Below are 17309 nucleotides of genomic sequence, written 5' to 3' on the forward strand. Positions count from 1 at the left end.
GTGGACAGCGAATGCCTGAGGGGGGATATGCGGGCACTGCTGGAGCAACTGCCGGAGTTGCAGCGCGATGTGCTGAAGATGCGCTTCGGGCTCGATGGCGAAGAACCGATGAGCCTCACCGGCATCGCCCGCTCCCTCGGCATGAGCCGCGACAAGACCCGCAACCTCGAACGCCGCGCCCTCGACGGCATCCGCTCCCATTCCCGCCGCCTGGAGGGCTACCTGGTGGCCTGAGCCCTCACCGGCCGGAGTTGAATCGGGCCCGGAAGCGGTTGTAGATGGCGTTCATCGCCAGCATCAGCAGCCCCACGCCGATGAACACCACGCCACGGAGTCCCAAATCCGCCTGGGCCATGTCGATCGCCACCAGCCGCACCAGGCAGGCCCCCAACCCCAGCAGGGCCAGCCAGCGGAACTGCTGATCGCGCAGCACGGCGCTCAGCAGGTAGATCACGAACGCCTGCAGGGCCCACAGCAGCGTGAGCAGCGATCGGTCGTAGCGGGCCGCCAGGCTCCAGCCCACGGCCACGAACATCGGGTAGTACAGCCAGCGGTTGGGAGCGGCGGCGACGCGCCGGGCGATCCAGCTCAGCAACGGCAACCCCTGCGAGGCCGCCTGCAGCGGAGTCTCCAGCTTCTTGTGCGCCAGCAGGATGAACAGCACCTCCAATGCGATCGCCAGCACCCCCACCGTCTGCGGCTGCCCCAGCCAGCGCTCTGGAGCCGGCGGCAGTGTGTCCAGCATCGCCAGCAGGCCGAGGATGCCGCGCCAGTACACCAGCACCGCATACACGGCCAGCCGCGGCGCAAACAGGCGTTGCAGCTTCGGGATCACTAGCAGCACCGCCAGCAGCGACCAGGCCACTGGCCGCCACAGCGGACCGACCTCCACCGCGATGCCCAGAACTGAAACCAGCACGGCCGCTTCCAGCGCCAGAGGCTGAACGCCACGCCAGAGCGGCAGCGCCGTCAGGCCTGCGCCGGGGCGGAGGAACCAGACCCGCAGCGCCACCACCAGGGCGAACAGCTGGATCGGCAGGCGGGCGCTGAAGCTCACGCGGCCCAGGCTGAGCAGCTCCGGGCTGGGCAGGATCACCAGCAGGTAGGCCGTGAGGAACAGCACCAGGTAGCCCAAGGCCATCACCAGCAGCTGCAGGGCGGGCCCCCGCGACCGGCGGCGGGCGAGCTCCAGCGCACCCGCAGCCAGGGCCAGCCAGGCGGTCCCGGGCAACAGCTCCGAGATCGGTGCCAGGGCCAGATACACCCCCAGGGCGGCGGTGACTCCGAACAGATGCAGTCCGGTGGCCCTCAGCGCGGGCCGGCCACCGGCACCGGCTAGCAGCAAGGAGAGTGCGGCCAGGGGCAGGAGCCGGATCAGCAGGGGCGCCAGCGACCAGGGCGCCTGCACCACCAGCACGAGCCAGCTGGTCAGGTGTGCCATGACGATTGCCAGCCCGCAGCCGCCGAGCAGGCCCGGCGGCCGTTGCCGGCGGGCGAGCAGCAGCAGGGCGCCCACCACCACCAGCGCCAGCGTTTCCCGCCAGGGAGCGGGCGCGCTGATCGATGTGCCCACCGCCACCAGCAACCCGCTGATCCAACCCAACGCGGCTGGCCACGGCAGCGGCACGGCGCGGCGCTGAAGCAGCAGTTGCAGCAGAGCTGCCAGCAGGCCGGCACCGATCAGCACAGCGGCGTTCTGGCCCTGCTCCAGAGCCGTGGGTGCGGTGGTCAGTGCATCGACGGCGGCGGTGATCAGCCCCGTGAACACCAGGGCAACGGCCACCAGATTCACCGCTCCCCACCCCCAGCGCCGCAGCACCGGATCGTGCTCGCTCACGGCCAGGCCGAGGAACAGCACGGTCTCCAGCCAGAGGCCGGCCACCAGCAGCGGCCCATTCACCACCAGCGGCTGCAGGCTCAGCACCGCTGCCATCGCCAGAACCTGGGCCACCAGCAGATCGCAGCGGACCAGCCAGCGCACCCCCGCCCGGCCGGCCCCCTTACCCAGCGTGTAGGCGAGGGCAGCGGCCAGGGCCAGGCCCACGATGCGCTCCGCCGCATGGGTTGGTGTCACCAGCAGGGCCAGACCTACCCCGCCCCAGCGGCTGAGCAGCAGCAACAGGGGGAGGGGGCGCAGTTCTGGCGCTCTGCCGCGCGGATGGTGCTGCCACAGCGCCCCTCCGCCGAACACCACCAGGGCACCGACCAAGGCGAAGCCACGCTCCGGCTGCATGGCCTCCAGCAGCGCTCCATTGCCCGCAAGCCACCAGAGCTGGAAGCCGGCATACGCCCAGGTGACCACCAGTTGATGACGTTCCTGCCGCTGGGGCAACGGCATCGCCAGGCCCGCCACCGTCACCAGCGTGGCAAGGGCGAGGGTGATTGGGTTCTGGCTGGCGATCAGCAGGGGCACCAGGTTCACCACCACGTGCAGGGAGGCCACCGACTGGCTGGGGGCCACCCGGGCCAGCAGCAGATTCACGGCCATGCCCACCGCCAGCAGCAGCACAGCCGGACCAGGCGCTTCGATCCAGCGCAGCCCCAGTTCCGGCAGGGAGCCGGCGGCGGCGCAGGCGAACAGCAAGAGAGCGCCACCGCCGCTGCGCATCCACAGGCTCAGTTCGCGCCAGGGGCTTGGGCGACCCAGCAGCAGCGAAGGGGCCGCCAAAGCGGCAGCGGTGGCCACGGTGATCAGGAAGCGCTCGAAGCCCCCGAGCCGCAGGCCCACGTTCACCACGACGAAGGTGACCCCGGCCACCACCACCATCACGCCCAGGATCCCGGTCCAGTTCTCGACCAGGAGCCGCTCCAGCTTCCCGGGCGTTCTGGGTCCGCGAGGCGACGGCGTGCGCGGCGACAGAGGCGGCGGGGGTGGGAACGCGGGCCCTGTCGGCGAGGAAGTCCCGACGTCGGCATCCATCGGCGGAACAACGACCACCGCCACATCCCCCTCCACCACATCCGCCACCACCGCGGATTCCGCCGCCGCTGGCCTCAGGCGGCTTGGACCCAGGGGCGGCGCTGACGGAACCGGTGCGCTGGGTTCCGTCTCGAGCCGCTTGCCCGCTGCCTGCCCGACTGGAGCTGGAGGCAGCGCGCCCAGCCGGGCTTCCAGCTGCTGCAGCCGGCGCTCCAGTGTGTTCAGCTGCCCCCGCTGCAGCGAATGGCTGTGCAGCCACAGCCCGATCAGCAGGATCGCCAGCAGGATCGCCAGCACCAGGAGGGGAACGCCCACGATGGACCCGGCGACTGCCCTGGTTTCTAACCCTGCCATCACAGGTTGTCCCATGCCGGGCTGATTCCGGTGGGGCGGAACAGCCAGGCCTGCGGCGCTTGGTTGGTCGCAGCAGCGACGCCATTCGACCGGCGGCAGTGGGCTGGCTGCAGGCGCGTTGCTACAGATCCATGACCGCCCGCCTTTCTGCCCCTGCTTTTGGTGTTCGGCTGCAGCTGGCCAGGCACGACCTGGATCGCCTCGACACGCTCACCTGCTCAAGCAGCGGTGGCCTGTGGGCAGGCCTCGGGACAGTGCGGCGGATGGTGCTCGGTCCTCCCTGCGGCCAGGTGGGCCCCACTCTGGATGCCGCTCTGCTGCTGAAGTTGCCGGTGGATTTCGAGTGACTGGTACTTGCCGTTCTGCGACACCTTCAGGGCCTACAAACGCTGGTGCATCGACAGCCTGCGCGACCTGCGCGACCGCCTCGCTCTGGCGATAGGCACGTCCCATCAGCACCTGGATGCCTACCGCTCCCTGGAGGCCGAAGTGGAGCGGCGGCTGAGGCTGTATCGCCTGATCGACCATCTGCGCGGCCGGCGCGCGGATGTGATCCTCACAAATGCTGAAAGCAATCCAAGGGCGGTGGCGGAGCTGAAGCGGCTGCACTGGGGTGTGGCCCTCGGCGATGACTACTCCGCCACCAAGTCCTTCGTGTCGATGACGTTGCTCAAGGGCCGGCGCGTGACCCTGTTGCCCGATCTTGAAGTGGCGCAGATCTTTGGTCTGGTGGTGCGCGACGGCAAGGCCGATGTGGGGGTGGTGGCGCGCAGCTTTGTGGAAAGCCAACCCTGCGATGAGCTCAACCCCACCCGTGCCGAGGAGGGAGGCCGGGTGATCGCCCGCGGCCTTCCCCAGCCGGCTTTGGTGGTGGCCCTGTCGCCCAAGCTCGACGATGGCGACCGGCGGGTTCTGGCCAGGCTGCTGATGGACCTGCCCGCGCAGGTGCGCACGCGCATCAGGCCAGCTAACACCCGGGTGTGATTTCGGATGATCGAACTGCTCAACTGATCCGGCAAGCCTGTTCGAGCCTGCCTGGAAACTTCAGGAACGGCCGAATCAGAAGAACTGGTCGAAGTTATCGAAATCAACCGCCTTGAAGCTGCCGTTCTCCACCTGCTCCATCAACCGCACCAGTTGGGCCCACAGCGCCCCCGCGGTGAGCAGCGAGAGCAGCAGCGCCACCAGCAGGGCGGTGCCGCTGCCGAAGCCGAACACCTGCAGCGCCCCGCCGATGAACAGGGTGACGCCGATCACCAGACCGCTGTAGGACGCCACCACCTCGCCCGAGCCCAGCGGCAGCAGCGCCAGACGGTCCTGCTTCCAGCCCTCCAGCTTGTCCTGCACCTGGCGGGAGAAGGTGAGCCCGCACAGGACGCTGATCGCCAGCCCGACGCCTGCCAGGAAGAACGGCGGCTGGCCGTAGGCGGCGTACTGGAGCAGCAGGCCCTGCGCCTCCAGGTCGTTGAAGGGGCCACCGCTGTAAGCATCGGCGTCGAGCAGGGCGCTGCCCAGGGCCAGTGCCGCTTCGCTCGGATCAGTGGGCACGAGGGTCACGGCGACGGGCCAGCGGAAGAAGGCCCGACCCTAGCGATTGGTGCGGGCGTCCCCCCCCCAGGCTCAGGCGGCTGCCGCCAGCGGGTTGAGCCGCTGCAGCATGCCCTCGGCCAGCTTGCGCGGCGAGAAGGTGCGCCGCAGGAGGCCCAGCAATGCCTGCAGATCTTCGGTGTGCAGGCGGTTGTCACGCACCAGCATCAGCAGCAGGCGCTGGCGCAGGCTGCTGCCCCGCGGGCCGAGCAGCAGGCGCAGACCGGCGCCGGCCACAGGCAGCAGGTCGGGGTTGGCGTCGTCCTGCTCCACCACCGCCAGCAGGCTTTCCAGCCGCTCCAACTGCAGGCGGCCGCTGGCATCGAACAGCACCTCCAGCAGCTTTTCGCGCAGTTCACTGGTGTCCCCGGCCAGCAGGCGCCGCGCCACATAGGGATAGGCCACGCGGATGATCTTGAAATCGGGGTTCAACCGCAACGCCAGACCCTCCTGGCTCACCACCGCACGGATGATCAGGGCGAAGCGGGCCGGCACTCGGAACGGGTAATCGAACATCAGCTCCGAGAAGCGATCGGTGATCGCCTTGAAGTTGAAGGAGCCCACGTTCTCGCCCAGCTGGCCGCCCAGCACCGCCTCCAGTGCCGGCACGATCGGCGTGAGATCAGCATCGGGCCGCAGGAAGCCGAGCGCCTGGAAATCGCGGGCCAGCGCCTGGAAATCGCGGTTGATCAGGTGCACCACTGCGGCGGTGAGGGTGAGCCGGTCGGCATCGCTGATCGAATCCATCATGCCGAAATCGACATAGGCCACATGGCCCATGGCGCCCGTTTTGCCGGTGAGCGCGAACAGGTTGCCGGGATGGGGATCGGCGTGGAAATAGCCGAATTCGAGCAGTTGCTGCAAGCCCGCCGTGACACCGGTGCGGATCAGGGCGGTGGGATCAAGGTGGTGGGCTTCCAGTTCCAGCCGGTTCTGCAGCTTGATGCCGTTGATCCAGCTCGTGGTGAGCACACGCCGGCTGGAGAGCTGCCGCTCCACCTTCGGCACGGTCACAGCCGGATTGGAGGCGAACAGGTCGGCGAAACGCTCGGCATTGTCGGCCTCGCAGCGATAGTCGATCTCCTCGAACAGGCTGCGGCCGAACTCATCGATGATGTCGCCGAGGCCGAAGCCGAGGTTCAACGGCAGGAACGGGGCCGCCAGCACGCCGAGGCTGCGGATGATCACCAGGTCGCGGCGCAGCTGATAGGCGAGGTTTGGGCGTTGCACCTTCACGGCCACCCAGTGCCCTCCTGGCAGCTCGGCCTTGTAGACCTGGCCCAGGCTGGCGGCCGCCACCGGATAGGACGGAAAGGTGGTGAACAGCTGATCGGCAGGGGCGCCCAGTTCCTGCTCGATCAGGGCGAGGGCCACGGCGTGGGAGAAGGGGGGCAGGTTGTCCTGCAGCTGGGTCAGTTGATCGAGCCAGTCGCGTCGCACCAGGTCGGGCCGGGTGGAGAGGGCCTGGCCCACCTTGATGAAGCAGGGGCCGAGTGAGGTGAGGGTGGTGAGAATGCGGCGGCCCAGGCGCTTCTGCACCTCCCGGTCGTTGCTGTTGCCCTGCACGGTGAGCACCACCGCCAGACCCAGCAGTTGCCAGAGCACCCCCACCAGCCGCGCGATCAGGATCCAGGGCCGGCGCAGCAACCAGCGGCGGTCACTCCGGGGGTCGTAGCGGAGCGGCGGCCCGGGGTCCTGCGGGCGGCCGGGAACGGCGGCTGCGGTGGTCCCGTTGGCCGCTGGCGCAGCGGTGCCGGTTGGGGCCGCAGCAGTGGCGGGCGCGAGCGAAGTGGAAGTGATAGCCGGTGCCCCTGCGCGGCAGGGGAGTGTCGACGGCCCACTCTAGGAACAGTTTTCTGCCCTTCATGTCTCTGATCGGCGCTCTGCGCAGGCAGCCCTCCGCCCTGGCACTGCACCTGCCGGCCCATGGGCGCGGCCGCGGGCTGGCCGCCGATCTGGCGCGCCTGTTGCGCGATCGCCCCGGCCGCTGGGACCTGCCCGAACTGCCGGCCATCGGCGGACCGCTCGAAGCGGAAGGGGCGGTGGCCGCCGCCCAGGTCCGCACTGCCGCGCTGTGCGGTGCCGACCGCTGCTGGTTCGGCGTCAACGGCGCTAGTGGCCTGCTGCAGGCCGCCCTGCTGGCGTTGGCCCCGCCCGGCGGGCGGGTGCTGCTGCCGCGCAACCTGCACCGCAGCCTGCTGCACGGCTGCGTGCTCGGCCAGCTGCAGCCGGTGCTGTTCGATCTGCCTTTCGAGGCCGCCACCGGCCTCTGGCAGGCCCCCACCCCCGCCGGCCTGGAGCAGGTGCTGCAGCAGGCGGGGCCCCTGGCGGCGGTGGTGCTGGTGCACCCCACCTACCAGGGGCTGGAAGGGGATCTGGCCGGTCTGATCGCCGTGGCCCATCGCCAGGGGTTGCCGGTGCTGGTGGATGAATGCCATGGGGCCGATCGCGCCGCTGCCCTTGGCGCCGGCGCCGACCTGGTGGTGCAGTCGTTGCACAAGGGCGCGGCAGGACTGGCCCAGAGCGCCGCGATCCTGCTGCAGGGCGAGCGAGTGTCGGCCCTGGCGCTGGAGCGCTCCCTGGGCTGGTTGCAGACCTCCAGCCCCAGTGCCCTGTTGCTGGCCTCGGCGGAGGCCGCCCTGCGCCAGCTGCACGCACCCAGCCAGGCCGAGCGCCGCTGCCGGCAGCGGGCGTTGGCGGTGGCGGCGCGGCTGCGCCAGCGGCTGCAGGCGGAGGGGTTGCCGTTGGTGGCCAACCAGGATCCGCTGCGGCTGGTGCTCCACACCGCCGCCATGGGAATCAATGGACTCGACGCCGACCAATGGTTGATGGCCCGCGGCGTGATCGCCGAGTTGCCCGAGCCGGGTGCACTCACCTTCTGCCTCGGCCTGGTGCCGCCGCCGGCCGTGGTGTGGCGCTTGCCCCGCCACCTGCTCGCCCTGTGGGCGGCGCTCGGGGCGGAGCCGCTGGCCTCCTTCACGCCGCCGCCGCTGCCGCTGGTGGCCGAACCCGAGCTGCCGGTGGGGGAGGCCTGGCGCGCGCCCCGGCAGGCGGTGCGGCTGGCGGCGGCGGCCGGTCGTCTGGCGGCCGAACCGCTGTGCCCCTATCCCCCCGGCATCCCCCTGCTGATTCCCGGCGAGCGCATCGATGCCGCCCGGGCGGAGTGGCTGTGCCAGCAGCGCCTCCTATGGCCTGACCAGATCGCTGATAGCGTGAATGTTGTGGCCTGAAGGGCGCTGCGGATGGGCGCTGGGGAGCAGGAGCAGGCGGCGGGCGCTGGCTTCCAGTGGGATTTCGTCACCCCCGGCCTTCCCGACAGCGTGTTTGAAGGGGCGCCAGGCTTCAGTCCCACGCCGATGGAGCTGCGCGTGATGCTGCTGGCCCATCTGCGCCCCCGCACCCACTCGGTGGTGTGGGACGTGGGCGGCGGTACAGGCGCCCTGGCGCTGGAGATCGCTCGGCTGATGCCCGCCGGTGAAGTGCATACCCTCGAGCGCGATCCAGAGGCGATCGAGCTGCTGGAGTGCAACCGCCGCCGCTTCGGCATCCCCAACCTCCACATTCATGCCGGCCAGGCTCCTGAGGATCTCGGCCTGCTGCCCCCCCACCCCGACCGGGTGCTGCTGGAGGTGGGCCGGCCGCTGGCCGCCGTGCTCCAGTCCGTCTGGACGGCGCTGCAGCCGGGGGGACGCCTGGTGATCAGCACCGCCAGCCTTGAGGGCCTGGTGGATGCCACCGACACGCTCAGCCAGCTGAAGGCGCGCGATGTGCAGGTGGTGCAGGCCACGGTGCACCGCATGCAGCGCCGCGGCAGCCAGGCGCGGCTGGCTGCCGCCGAACCGCTGTTCGTGATCGCCGCCGAGCGTCTCGGGTGAACGCGTCGTCCCGTCCTCCCACCTCGAAGCGGCGCCTGTTCAGCGGACTCGCTGCGGGCGCCTTCGGCCTGGTGGTGGTGGCGCTCGGCGGCTGGTGGTTCACCCTGGCGGTGGGGGTGATCGTGCACCTGGGCCTGCTGGAGTTCTTTCGTCTGGCGCAGTTCAAGGGCATCCGCCCGGCCACCAAAACCACATTGGTGGTCTGCCAGGTGCTGCTGGTGGCCACCCAGTGGGCCAGTGGCGGCGGGCTGGCCTCGGATCTGGCGGCGGCGGTGCTGCCGGTATCGGGGGCGGCCATCTGCGGCTGGCTGCTGCTGCAGCCGATCACGGGCACCATCGCCGACATCGCGGCGTCAATCTTCGGGCTCTTCTATCTGGGCTTCCTGCCCAGCCACTGGCTGCGCCTGCGTGATCTCAGTGATGCCGTGCTGGCGCCCCATCTGGTGGGAGCCGGCTGGCCGTTCTCCTCCGGGATGGCGCTCACCCTGATCGCCTGCCTGATGGTGGTGGCCACCGACATCGGCTCCTACATGATCGGTCGCCGCCTCGGGCGGCATCCGCTCTCGCCGATCTCCCCCGGCAAGACGGTGGAAGGGGCGCTGGGAGGAGTGGCCTGCTCGTTGCTGGTGGGGGTGATCGGTGGGCTCTGGCTGGGCTGGCCCTGGGGGTGGGCCGTGGGCGGCGGGCTGGGCGCGATCGTGTCTCTGTTCGCCCTCGTTGGTGATCTCACCGAATCGATGATGAAGCGGGACGCGGGGGTGAAGGATTCCGGTGATGCCATCCCCGGCCACGGCGGCATCCTCGATCGCATTGACAGCTACCTGTTCACCCCAGCGGTGGTCTTCTACTACGTGACCCTGGTGGTGCCGCTGCTCAGCCGCCCGGCGTTACTGCCTTGAGCTTGCTGCCCTGATGCACTGGCCTGAGCTGCTGCTCCGCGGCAGTCCCTGTGGCCTCGAGCTTTGCCATGAACCACGCCCCCCGGCCTGCTCCAGCTCAGGGCTGCACGCGGGCTTCTCCCTGCAGCTGGAGCATGCCGCCCTCAAGGTTGGCGGTGGTGATGCGGATGTTCGGGTCCATCGGCAGGCTGGCCCGCAGCTCCCCGTCGACAGCGTGGATCTCCACCCGCCCATCCACGGCCACGGGCCTGGTTTCCAGCTCCATCAGGCGGTTCTCCCCCATCGCCCGCGCGGCCAGGATCAAGGTGTCGCGGGCGATGCGCAGCTCCACCAGCGGCCCCAGCCCCAGCAGCTGCTCTCCCAGCAGATCGCTGAGCTCACGCCAGCGCGGTTTGCTCAGGGAGTGAGTGAGCCCGGTGGCGGTGAAGGCCACCCTGCCGCGGATGCCGAAGGGGTGGTCGAGGGTGAGCGACTGGGCGCGCACCAGCCGCCCCAGCTTCACCCGCAGCGGATCGCTGCGCAGTTCCACCAGTTCAAACTGCAGGCCGTCATACACCACCCGCCGCGCCATCAGCGTCACGCCCTCCAACTGGCCGCGCAACAGCTGCAGAGCGCTGCCGTGCAGCTGCAGCTCCAGGCTCTCCACGGCCTCGCACTGGCTGCGGATCCAGAACTGCAGACCAGCCGCTAGAAGTTGCAGCACCGGTCCGCCGGGGGCTTGGGGTTCGGAGCTGGTCATGGAGCCTGCAAGGGGATGGCTTCTCTAACAGAGGCCAGGCGTGAGCCAGGCGGCAGCCACCCGATCGCTCTGGTCGAGATGGGGCAGGTGGCCGCAGTCGGCCAGTTCCTTCACTCGGTCCCCCAGCAACGCCAGGGCGGCTTTTTTCTGCGGGGCCCGCAGAATGCGGTCATCAGCGCCCCAGAGCACCTCCAGCGGCTGCCTGGGCAGCGGTTCGCCGCAGCCAGCGAAACCACCGCTGCGGGCGAAGCGGCGCAGGGAATCGGCCCATCCCGGTGTGGCCAGATGCAGGGAGGCGATCTCCTCTTCCGCGGGCCCCACGCTGGCGGATGGGTCGGCGAAGGCCGTGCGGCAGAGGCTGCGGCGCACGCCCGGCAGGCCGAGAAAGCGCACCCCGAGGGCATCGAGCAGCGGCGGCAGGGGCATGGGCCGGCCGGTGAGGCCTGCGGGGGCGAGCAGCAGCAGCCGGTGGATGCGCGCGGGTTGGCGCCGGCTTAGTTCCACCGCCACGGCCCCGCCCATCGAGGCTCCGATCAGGCCGAGTGGCTGGGGGCCAAGGCGTGCAGCGGCTTCCGCCAGCAGGGCCTCGAGATGGGTGAGCACGCCGCGGGGGCTGTAATCCCCATCGGCGGGCCGGGGCGTGAAGCCGAAGCCGAACAGATCGGGAATCAAGAGCGTGGCGCCACCGGCCAGCAGCGGCGCGAGCCGCCGGAACTCCAGAAAGCTGCTGTCGAAGCCGTGCAGCAGCAGCAGCGGCGGGCCCTCCCCCAGCACCGCCACCGGGAAGGGTCGGGCCCAGCCCGGCAGGTCCCACCACTGCACCGCCGCTGCCAGCTGACGGCCCTGCGGATCGAGCAGGTTGCGGGCCGCCGCTTCCACCAGCGACCGGCCGTCAGGCTGCGGAAGGGTCAACGGTTGGCGTCGGCGCTGGCCGACTGCTCGATGGCGGCATCGGTGGTCACCAGCGCGCCCAGCAGGTCAGCCGGGCTCACGGCAAAGGGCAGCCGGTGCAGATCAGATCCCGGCTGACAGGCGAAGGCGCACACCCGTTGCAGATCGCTGAGCGGTGAGTCCGCCAGCCCCAGCTGCGCCAGGGTGACCGGCAGCGAGAGCTGGCGGAAGAAGCTCAGCAACTGGCGCCGCGCCTGGGAAGCGAGGCGGTTGCCGCCCACCAGCTCCTCCAGGCGCAGCTGGACCAGGATGCCGAAGCCCACCTTCTCCCCATGCAGGCGGCCATGGCTCGCCTCCAGCTGGGTGAGGCCGTTATGCACCGCATGGGCGCCCACGGTGCGGCAGCGGGCACCACCCAGGCCGCCGATCACGCCGGCGGTGAGCCCGCAGGCCTCAGCCACACGCGCCCAGGCTTCACCGCCCGGGTGGGCCATGGCCTCCTGGCCTTCCAGCAGCAGCTGATCCCGCAGCACGCGGGCCATCTGCACCGCCTGGTGCACGAGGCCGTCGGTGCTGGTGGCGCTGCTCACCGACGCTTCGTACCACTTGGCCATGGCGTCGGCCAGTCCGCTGGCCAGGGTGCGGGGCGGTGCCTGCAGGATCAGACGGTGATCGAACACCAGCAGAGCGGGAGAGCGCTCAAGGCTCACATCGCAGGTGAAGGCTCCGCCGGGGGAATAGAGGTTGGCCAGGGCGGTCCAGCCGGCGCAGGTGGCGGCGCTGGTGGGCACGGTGATGCAGGGCAGCCCGAGCCGATCGGCCAGCAGCTTGCCCGCGTCCATCACCTTGCCGCCCCCGGCTGCTACCACGGCATCGATTGGGTCCGCCGCCATTGGATCAGCATTCGCCGCCGCGACGTCCGCCTGAAGCCGCTGCAGATCCTCTTCGCAGCAATCGAACTGCAGCTGAGCGGGTAGGGGATCAAGCCCGAGCCTCCGCAGATCAGCGGCCAGCGACTCGCGTAGAGCAGCGGTGGCGCGGCTGCGGCCGAGGAACAGGGGACGTCGGCAGAGGGCGGCGATGGCCGGCAGGGAGGCTTCCCAGGCACCTTTGCCCCGCAGCACGCGGGCCGGGGCGATCAGGTGTTCGCTCAAGCTGATGCTCATCTGATCAATCTAGTCGGCCGATTTTGGGCATCGAGCGGCAACGCGACCCGGCACCTGCGCGGCGTGCGGTGGCACGAGCAAGAAAAAGCGGGAGTTCATTGAACTCCCGCCGTCGAGTGGACCGTGTGAAACCGCCGCTGATTCAGGCGCTGGCGGCAGCCAGTTCGGGCTCGGGCGTGATCGCCTGGTGGCGGATCACCACCTGCTTGTCGTCGTCGACATCGACGATCGCTGCATCGCCATCCTTGAGGCGGCCGGAGAGGAACTCCTCGGCCAGAGAATCCTCAAGCAGGCGCATCACGGCGCGGCGCAGCGGGCGGGCTCCGTAACTGGGGTTGTAGCCCTCTTCGACCAGGCGCTCTTTAAAGGCCTCGGTGACGGAGAGGCCAATGCCTTTCTCCTGCATCCTGCCGAACACTTCGCGCAGCATGATGTCGGCGATCACCTTCACTTCGTCACGGGTGAGTTGACGGAAGACGATGATCTCGTCGAGACGGTTGAGGAACTCAGGGCGGAAGTACTGCTTCAGCTCCTCGTTCACCAGGGAGCGGATGCGGTTGTACTGGGTTTCTTCGGCAGCGGCGCCGGAGAATTCGAAGCCCAGGCCCCCACCCCCTTTCTCGATCACCTTCGAACCGATGTTCGAGGTCATGATGATCAGGGTGTTCTTGAAGTCGACCGTGCGGCCTTTGGAATCGGTGAGGCGGCCATCTTCCAGCAGCTGAAGCAGCAGGTTGAACACATCGGGGTGAGCCTTCTCGATTTCGTCGAAGAGCACCACGGTGTAGGGCCGGCGGCGCACCGCTTCGGTGAGCTGGCCACCTTCGTTGAAGCCGACATAACCCGGAGGCGAGCCGATCAGCTTGCTGACGGTGTGGCGCTCCATGAACTCCGACATGTCGAGCCGGATCATCGACTCTTCGCTGCCGAAGAAGTAAGCCGCCAGGGCCTTGGTGAGCTCGGTTTTGCCCACGCCGGTGGGGCCGGAGAAGATGAAGCTGGCGATTGGGCGGTTGGGGTTCTTGAGCCCCACCCGGGCGCGGCGGATGGCCTTGGACACAGCCTTGACGGCTTCGTCCTGGCCGATCAGGCGTTGGTGGAGGGTTTCCTCCATGTTGAGCAGCTTCACCGATTCGCTTTCGGTGAGCTTCTGCACCGGCACGCCGGTCCAGGAGGCCACGATCTGGGCGATGTCCTCTTCGGTGACCACCGGGCTGCGATCGCCGCCGGCACCGGCAAGCGGCAACTCGATAGAGCCGGTGGCTTCGGTGGTGATGGCCTCGCCGCCTTCGGCTGCCGTGGGCTCTTCGTCGCGACGGGCCTGGAGGATGGATCGGATCTGCTCACGCAGTTCCACTTCCTTGTCGCGCAGTTCACCGGCCTTGGTGAAGTCTTGCTCGCGGACGGAATCTTCTTTCTGCTTCTGCACCGAGCGCAGTTGCTTGTCGAGCTCCTTGGCGGCCGGCGGCAGCTTCGAGTTGAGCAGGCGCACGCGGCTGCCGGCTTCATCGACGAGGTCGATCGCCTTGTCGGGCAGGAAGCGGTCGGAGATGTAGCGGTCGCCCAGAGTGGCGGCGGCCACGAGGGCTTCGTCGCTGATCTTCAGGCGGTGGTGCTGTTCGTAGCGCTCGCGGAGGCCACGCAGGATCTCGATGGTGTCGAGAACGGTGGGTTCGCCCACCATCACCGGCTGGAAGCGGCGTTCAAGGGCCGCATCGCGCTCGATGTGCTTGCGGTATTCGTCGAGGGTGGTGGCGCCGATGCACTGCAGCTCGCCCCGGGCCAGGGCGGGCTTGAGGATATTGGCCGCATCGATCGCGCCCTCAGCGGCGCCGGCACCGATCAGGGTGTGGACTTCGTCGATCACCAGGATCACGTTGCCCGCGCTCCTGATCTCTTCCATGATCTTCTTGAGGCGCTCCTCGAACTCGCCCCGGTACTTCGTGCCCGCCACCAGCAGGCCAATGTCAAGCGTGAGCACGCGCTTGTCTTCGAGGATGTCCGGAACCTCGCCGAGGGTGATGCGCTGCGCCAACCCTTCAGCGATGGCGGTTTTACCCACGCCGGGCTCGCCGATCAGCACAGGGTTGTTCTTGGTGCGGCGGCCGAGGATCTGCACCACGCGATCGATTTCGTTCTGACGGCCCACCACCGGATCCAGCTTGCCTTCGGTGGCGAGCTGGGTGAGGTTGCTGCCGAATTCATCGAGGGTGGGGGTTTTGGTGGACCCCTTGCTGCCGCTGCCGGCGGCCACTTCGGCGGTTTCGCCGAGCATGCGGATCACCTGGGTGCGCACCTTGGCGAGATCGACGCCGAGGTTCTCAAGCACCCGGGCGGCGACTCCCTCGCCCTCCCGGATCAGGCCGAGCAGCAGGTGCTCAGTGCCGATGTAGTTGTGGCCCAGCTGGCGGGCTTCTTCGAGCGAGAGCTCCAGCACACGCTTGGCACGGGGCGTGAAGGGAATCTCCACGGCCACGAAGCCGGAGCCGCGGCCGATGATCTTTTCGACCTCCACCCGGGCGTCCTTGAGGTTGACCCCCATGGATTTCAGGACCTTGGCCGCCACGCCGGTGCCTTCGCCGATCAGGCCCAGCAGGATCTGCTCCGTGCCCACGAAGTTGTGGCCCAGCCTGCGGGCCTCTTCCTGGGCCAGCATGATCACCTTGATGGCTTTCTCGGTAAACCGCTCGAACATGGGCGGGACCTGATGCAAGTGCACCCAACCTATCAGGGCTGAGAGGGTGTTTGTGATCTTCGGCTGGAGATGTCCAGATCCATTGCTGCACCATGGATCAGCCCCGCTGATAGGCATATCTGGCCGGCCATAACTGTTGGTGCTTTCACATCAACGAAGGGCGGCAATCCGTACCTCGTCAAGCACTCATTCGCCGCTGAAACCCAGCGGTGGCGGTGGCGTTACCGCGATCTCCACCAGTGGCAGGCATTTGATCAGAGCGTCCTCACCATTGCGGTAGTAACGGCAACGCCGTCCCTGGCTGCGGAATCCGAGGGCGGCATAGAGCGCCAGGGCGGCAGTGTTGCCGGCGGCCACCTCCAGGGTGGCCTGCTGCGCTCCCTGCTGCCGGGCCTTTTGCAGCAGGGCCGTGAGAACACGCCGGCCCCGGCCGCGCCGGCGGCCTTCGGGGTGCACCGCCACCACCATGATCTGCAGCTCATCGACCACCAGCCAGCCGCTGGCCATGGCCTCCAGCCCCCTTGGCCCTTCGAGGCCGAGGCAGAGCCGGCCGTCGCTCTCCAGTTCGGTCTGCCACTGATCCGAGTCCCACAGCCCGCCCAGAGCCAGCCGGTCAAGCGCGAGACAGGCCTCCAGATCCGCTGGCATCAGCCTGCGCGCCGGCGCCTGGGCGTCTGCGCCGGTGGCGTCGGCAGCAGCATCCGGAGACATCCTTACGATTGACGCTGATCCGGACCCCTCCCAGGATGCCCCCCACCAGTGCGATCGGTGCCACCAGCGGCGCCACAGCCGGCACCGCGGAGCCCCATCCCCTGCTGGCCGGCGCCATCGAAGCGGCCAGCCCGAACCGCAACCTGGTGCCGATCAGCACCACCTGCGCGCCCGATGGAGCCCTGGTGGTGGGCGGCTGTCTCCTGAGTGACCTGGCCCGTACCTACGGCACACCGCTTTACGTGCTCGACGAAGACACGCTTCGTGCCAGCTGCCGCGCCTACCGCGAGGCGCTTGACACCTTCTACCCCGGCCGCTCGCTGGCGCTCTACGCCTCCAAGGCCAACAGCAGCCTGGCGATCACCGCTGTGGTGGCCTCCGAGGGCCTTGGCCTGGATGCCGTGTCGTCCGGTGAACTGCTCACGGCGCTCGGCGGTGGCATGCCACCGGAGCGGATCGTGCTGCACGGCAACAACAAATCGGTGGAGGAGCTGGCGCTGGCGGTGGAGCACGGGGTCACCGTGGTGGCCGACAACTGGCGCGATCTGGAGCTGCTCGCCACGATCGCCACCGCGGAGCGGCCGGCTTCCCTGATGCTGCGGTTCACGCCCGGCATCGAGTGCCACACCCACGAGTACATCCGCACCGGCCACCTCGACAGCAAGTTCGGCTTCGACCCCGATCAGCTCGAGCAGGTGCTGCGCCAGCTGGCGGAATGCCCCTGGGCCCGCCTCACCGGCCTGCATGCTCACATCGGTTCTCAGATCTTCGAGCTGCAGCCCCACCGCGACCTGGCGGGCGTGATGGCCGACGCGTTGGCTCTGGCCCGTTCGCTCGGCCACCCCTGCACCGATCTGAACGTGGGCGGGGGCCTGGGCATCCGCTACGTGGTCAGCGACGATCCCCCGACGATTCAGGCCTGGGTGCAGGGCGTGGCCCAGGCCGTGGCGGCCGCCTGCCTGGAGCGGGATCTGGAGCTGCCGCGGCTGTTGTGCGAGCCGGGCCGTTCCCTGGTGGCCACCGCCGGCCTCACTCTGTACACGATCGGCAGCCGCAAGGAGATCCCCGGCATTCGCACCTACGTGTCGGTGGATGGGGGCATGAGCGACAACCCGCGGCCGATCACTTATCAGTCGGCCTACACCGCCGTGCTGGCCGATCGGCCTGCCGGCGCCGCTGAGGAAACGGTCACGCTGGCCGGCAAGCACTGCGAATCCGGCGACGTGCTGCTCAAGGAGCTGGCCCTGCCCGCCTCCGCCCCCGGCGACGTGCTGGTGGTGCTCGCCACTGGCGCCTACAACGCTTCGATGGCCTCCAACTACAACCGCATCCCCCGCCCTGCCGCCGTTCTTGTGCAGGGGGGGCGGGCCGAACTGGTACAGCGGCGGGAGCGACCGGACGAGCTGCTGCGCTACGACGTCCTGCCGGAGCGGTTGACGCCGGTACCCTGAGCCCAGATTGGCTGGGGGCTG

16 protein-coding genes are annotated in these 17309 nt (G+C 69.1%); 7 read left to right on the forward strand and 9 right to left on the reverse strand.

Features of this window, described 5'->3' with window-relative positions; translation table 11 throughout:
- The coding region (locus ACWJI3_RS00005) for a sigma factor-like helix-turn-helix DNA-binding protein (RefSeq protein ID WP_480202410.1) at nucleotides 1–234 on the forward strand (234 nt) is incomplete at its 5' end.
- A 4-nt stretch (nucleotides 235–238) separates the two neighbouring features.
- On the opposite strand, the gene ACWJI3_RS00010 is transcribed toward ACWJI3_RS00005, so the two are convergent.
- Nucleotides 239–3235 carry a hypothetical protein gene (locus ACWJI3_RS00010; RefSeq protein WP_480202411.1) on the reverse strand — a complete coding sequence of 999 codons (2997 nt, stop codon included), beginning with the start codon at nucleotides 3233–3235 and terminating at the stop codon, nucleotides 239–241.
- 170 nt (nucleotides 3236–3405) lie between these two features.
- Here ACWJI3_RS00010 and ACWJI3_RS00015 point away from each other — a divergent pair, with 170 nt between their 5' ends.
- Together ACWJI3_RS00015 and ACWJI3_RS00020 are read left to right on the forward strand one after the other, a co-directional pair.
- A complete protein-coding gene (locus tag ACWJI3_RS00015) occupies nucleotides 3406–3621 on the forward strand; it encodes a hypothetical protein (protein ID WP_480202412.1) in 216 nt (71 codons plus the stop codon).
- 7 nt (nucleotides 3622–3628) lie between these two features.
- Nucleotides 3629–4258 (forward strand): substrate-binding domain-containing protein, encoded by a 630-nt coding sequence (locus ACWJI3_RS00020; RefSeq protein ID WP_480202413.1) that lies wholly within the window; start codon nucleotides 3629–3631, stop codon nucleotides 4256–4258.
- Between the two features lie 75 nt (nucleotides 4259–4333).
- Here ACWJI3_RS00020 and ACWJI3_RS00025 read toward each other — a convergent pair whose 3' ends face one another.
- The 3 genes from ACWJI3_RS00025 to ACWJI3_RS00035 all read right to left on the reverse strand — a co-directional run bounded on the left by ACWJI3_RS00025 (nucleotide 4334) and on the right by ACWJI3_RS00035 (nucleotide 6728).
- Nucleotides 4334–4831 (reverse strand): hypothetical protein, encoded by a 498-nt coding sequence (locus ACWJI3_RS00025; RefSeq protein ID WP_369802994.1) that lies wholly within the window; start codon nucleotides 4829–4831, stop codon nucleotides 4334–4336.
- A 63-nt stretch (nucleotides 4832–4894) separates the two neighbouring features.
- Entirely contained in the window at nucleotides 4895–6508 is a 1614-nt protein-coding gene (locus ACWJI3_RS00030; RefSeq protein ID WP_233132834.1) for an ABC1 kinase family protein, read from the reverse strand.
- Between the two features lie 10 nt (nucleotides 6509–6518).
- The gene (locus ACWJI3_RS00035) at nucleotides 6519–6728 is read right to left on the reverse strand and encodes a hypothetical protein (RefSeq protein ID WP_480202414.1); all 210 of its coding nucleotides are present in this window, start codon (nucleotides 6726–6728) and stop codon (nucleotides 6519–6521) included.
- Between ACWJI3_RS00035 and ACWJI3_RS00040 the strand changes: the two genes are divergently transcribed.
- From ACWJI3_RS00040 to ACWJI3_RS00050, 3 genes are read left to right on the forward strand one after another with little or no spacing between them, the layout of a single operon-like run.
- Nucleotides 6727–8091, forward strand: a complete 1365-nt coding sequence (locus ACWJI3_RS00040) for an aminotransferase class I/II-fold pyridoxal phosphate-dependent enzyme (protein ID WP_480202415.1) — start codon at nucleotides 6727–6729, stop codon at nucleotides 8089–8091. The genes ACWJI3_RS00035 and ACWJI3_RS00040 overlap by 2 nt on opposite strands.
- 12 nt (nucleotides 8092–8103) lie before the next feature.
- On the forward strand, nucleotides 8104–8736 hold the full coding sequence (cbiT, locus tag ACWJI3_RS00045; protein ID WP_094511044.1) for a precorrin-6Y C5,15-methyltransferase subunit CbiT: 633 nt from the start codon (nucleotides 8104–8106) through the stop codon (nucleotides 8734–8736).
- Nucleotides 8733–9635, forward strand: coding sequence for a phosphatidate cytidylyltransferase (locus ACWJI3_RS00050; RefSeq protein ID WP_094511043.1), 903 nt, complete (start codon nucleotides 8733–8735; stop codon nucleotides 9633–9635). The genes cbiT and ACWJI3_RS00050 overlap by 4 nt, the downstream gene beginning before the upstream one ends.
- A gap of 97 nt (nucleotides 9636–9732) precedes the next feature.
- Here the strand turns inward: ACWJI3_RS00050 and ACWJI3_RS00055 are convergent, their stop codons facing one another.
- From ACWJI3_RS00055 to ACWJI3_RS00075, 5 genes are all read right to left on the reverse strand, one after another.
- On the reverse strand, nucleotides 9733–10374 hold the full coding sequence (locus tag ACWJI3_RS00055) for an LmeA family phospholipid-binding protein (RefSeq protein ID WP_255099697.1): 642 nt from the start codon (nucleotides 10372–10374) through the stop codon (nucleotides 9733–9735).
- Nucleotides 10375–10398: 24 nt separating this feature from the next.
- Nucleotides 10399–11286: an alpha/beta fold hydrolase gene (locus ACWJI3_RS00060; RefSeq protein ID WP_480202416.1), complete on the reverse strand. Its 888-nt coding sequence runs from the start codon at nucleotides 11284–11286 to the stop codon at nucleotides 10399–10401.
- Nucleotides 11283–12431 carry an iron-containing alcohol dehydrogenase family protein gene (locus ACWJI3_RS00065; RefSeq protein WP_480202417.1) on the reverse strand — a complete coding sequence of 383 codons (1149 nt, stop codon included), beginning with the start codon at nucleotides 12429–12431 and terminating at the stop codon, nucleotides 11283–11285. Before ACWJI3_RS00065 ends, ACWJI3_RS00060 begins: the two co-directional genes overlap by 4 nt.
- A gap of 142 nt (nucleotides 12432–12573) precedes the next feature.
- Nucleotides 12574–15126 (reverse strand): ATP-dependent Clp protease ATP-binding subunit, encoded by a 2553-nt coding sequence (locus ACWJI3_RS00070; RefSeq protein ID WP_255099694.1) that lies wholly within the window; start codon nucleotides 15124–15126, stop codon nucleotides 12574–12576.
- A 186-nt stretch (nucleotides 15127–15312) separates the two neighbouring features.
- Nucleotides 15313–15837 carry a GNAT family N-acetyltransferase gene (locus ACWJI3_RS00075; RefSeq protein ID WP_480202418.1) on the reverse strand — a complete coding sequence of 175 codons (525 nt, stop codon included), beginning with the start codon at nucleotides 15835–15837 and terminating at the stop codon, nucleotides 15313–15315.
- A gap of 35 nt (nucleotides 15838–15872) precedes the next feature.
- On the opposite strand from ACWJI3_RS00075, the gene lysA reads away from it, so the two are divergent.
- Nucleotides 15873–17288, forward strand: a complete 1416-nt coding sequence (gene lysA / locus ACWJI3_RS00080) for a diaminopimelate decarboxylase (RefSeq protein WP_094511039.1) — start codon at nucleotides 15873–15875, stop codon at nucleotides 17286–17288.
- Nucleotides 17289–17309: the final 21 nt, after the last annotated feature.

It is taken from the genome of Marcopretia estuarina LEGE 06307 (genome assembly GCF_056633115.1).

Bases quoted from the DNA above. Each gene is read 5' to 3' on its own strand.
- ACWJI3_RS00015 (WP_480202412.1), top strand. From the start codon at position 3,406: ATGACCGCCCGCCTTTCTGCCCCTGCTTTTGGTGTTCGGCTGCAGCTG.
- ACWJI3_RS00040 (WP_480202415.1), top strand. From the start codon at position 6,727: ATGTCTCTGATCGGCGCTCTGCGCAGGCAGCCCTCCGCCCTGGCACTG.
- ACWJI3_RS00035 (WP_480202414.1), bottom strand. From the start codon at position 6,728: ATGAAGGGCAGAAAACTGTTCCTAGAGTGGGCCGTCGACACTCCCCTG.
- cbiT (WP_094511044.1), top strand. From the start codon at position 8,104: ATGGGCGCTGGGGAGCAGGAGCAGGCGGCGGGCGCTGGCTTCCAGTGG.
- ACWJI3_RS00055 (WP_255099697.1), bottom strand. From the start codon at position 10,374: ATGACCAGCTCCGAACCCCAAGCCCCCGGCGGACCGGTGCTGCAACTT.
- ACWJI3_RS00065 (WP_480202417.1), bottom strand. From the start codon at position 12,431: ATGAGCATCAGCTTGAGCGAACACCTGATCGCCCCGGCCCGCGTGCTG.
- ACWJI3_RS00070 (WP_255099694.1), bottom strand. From the start codon at position 15,126: ATGTTCGAGCGGTTTACCGAGAAAGCCATCAAGGTGATCATGCTGGCC.
- ACWJI3_RS00075 (WP_480202418.1), bottom strand. From the start codon at position 15,837: ATGTCTCCGGATGCTGCTGCCGACGCCACCGGCGCAGACGCCCAGGCG.
- lysA (WP_094511039.1), top strand. From the start codon at position 15,873: ATGCCCCCCACCAGTGCGATCGGTGCCACCAGCGGCGCCACAGCCGGC.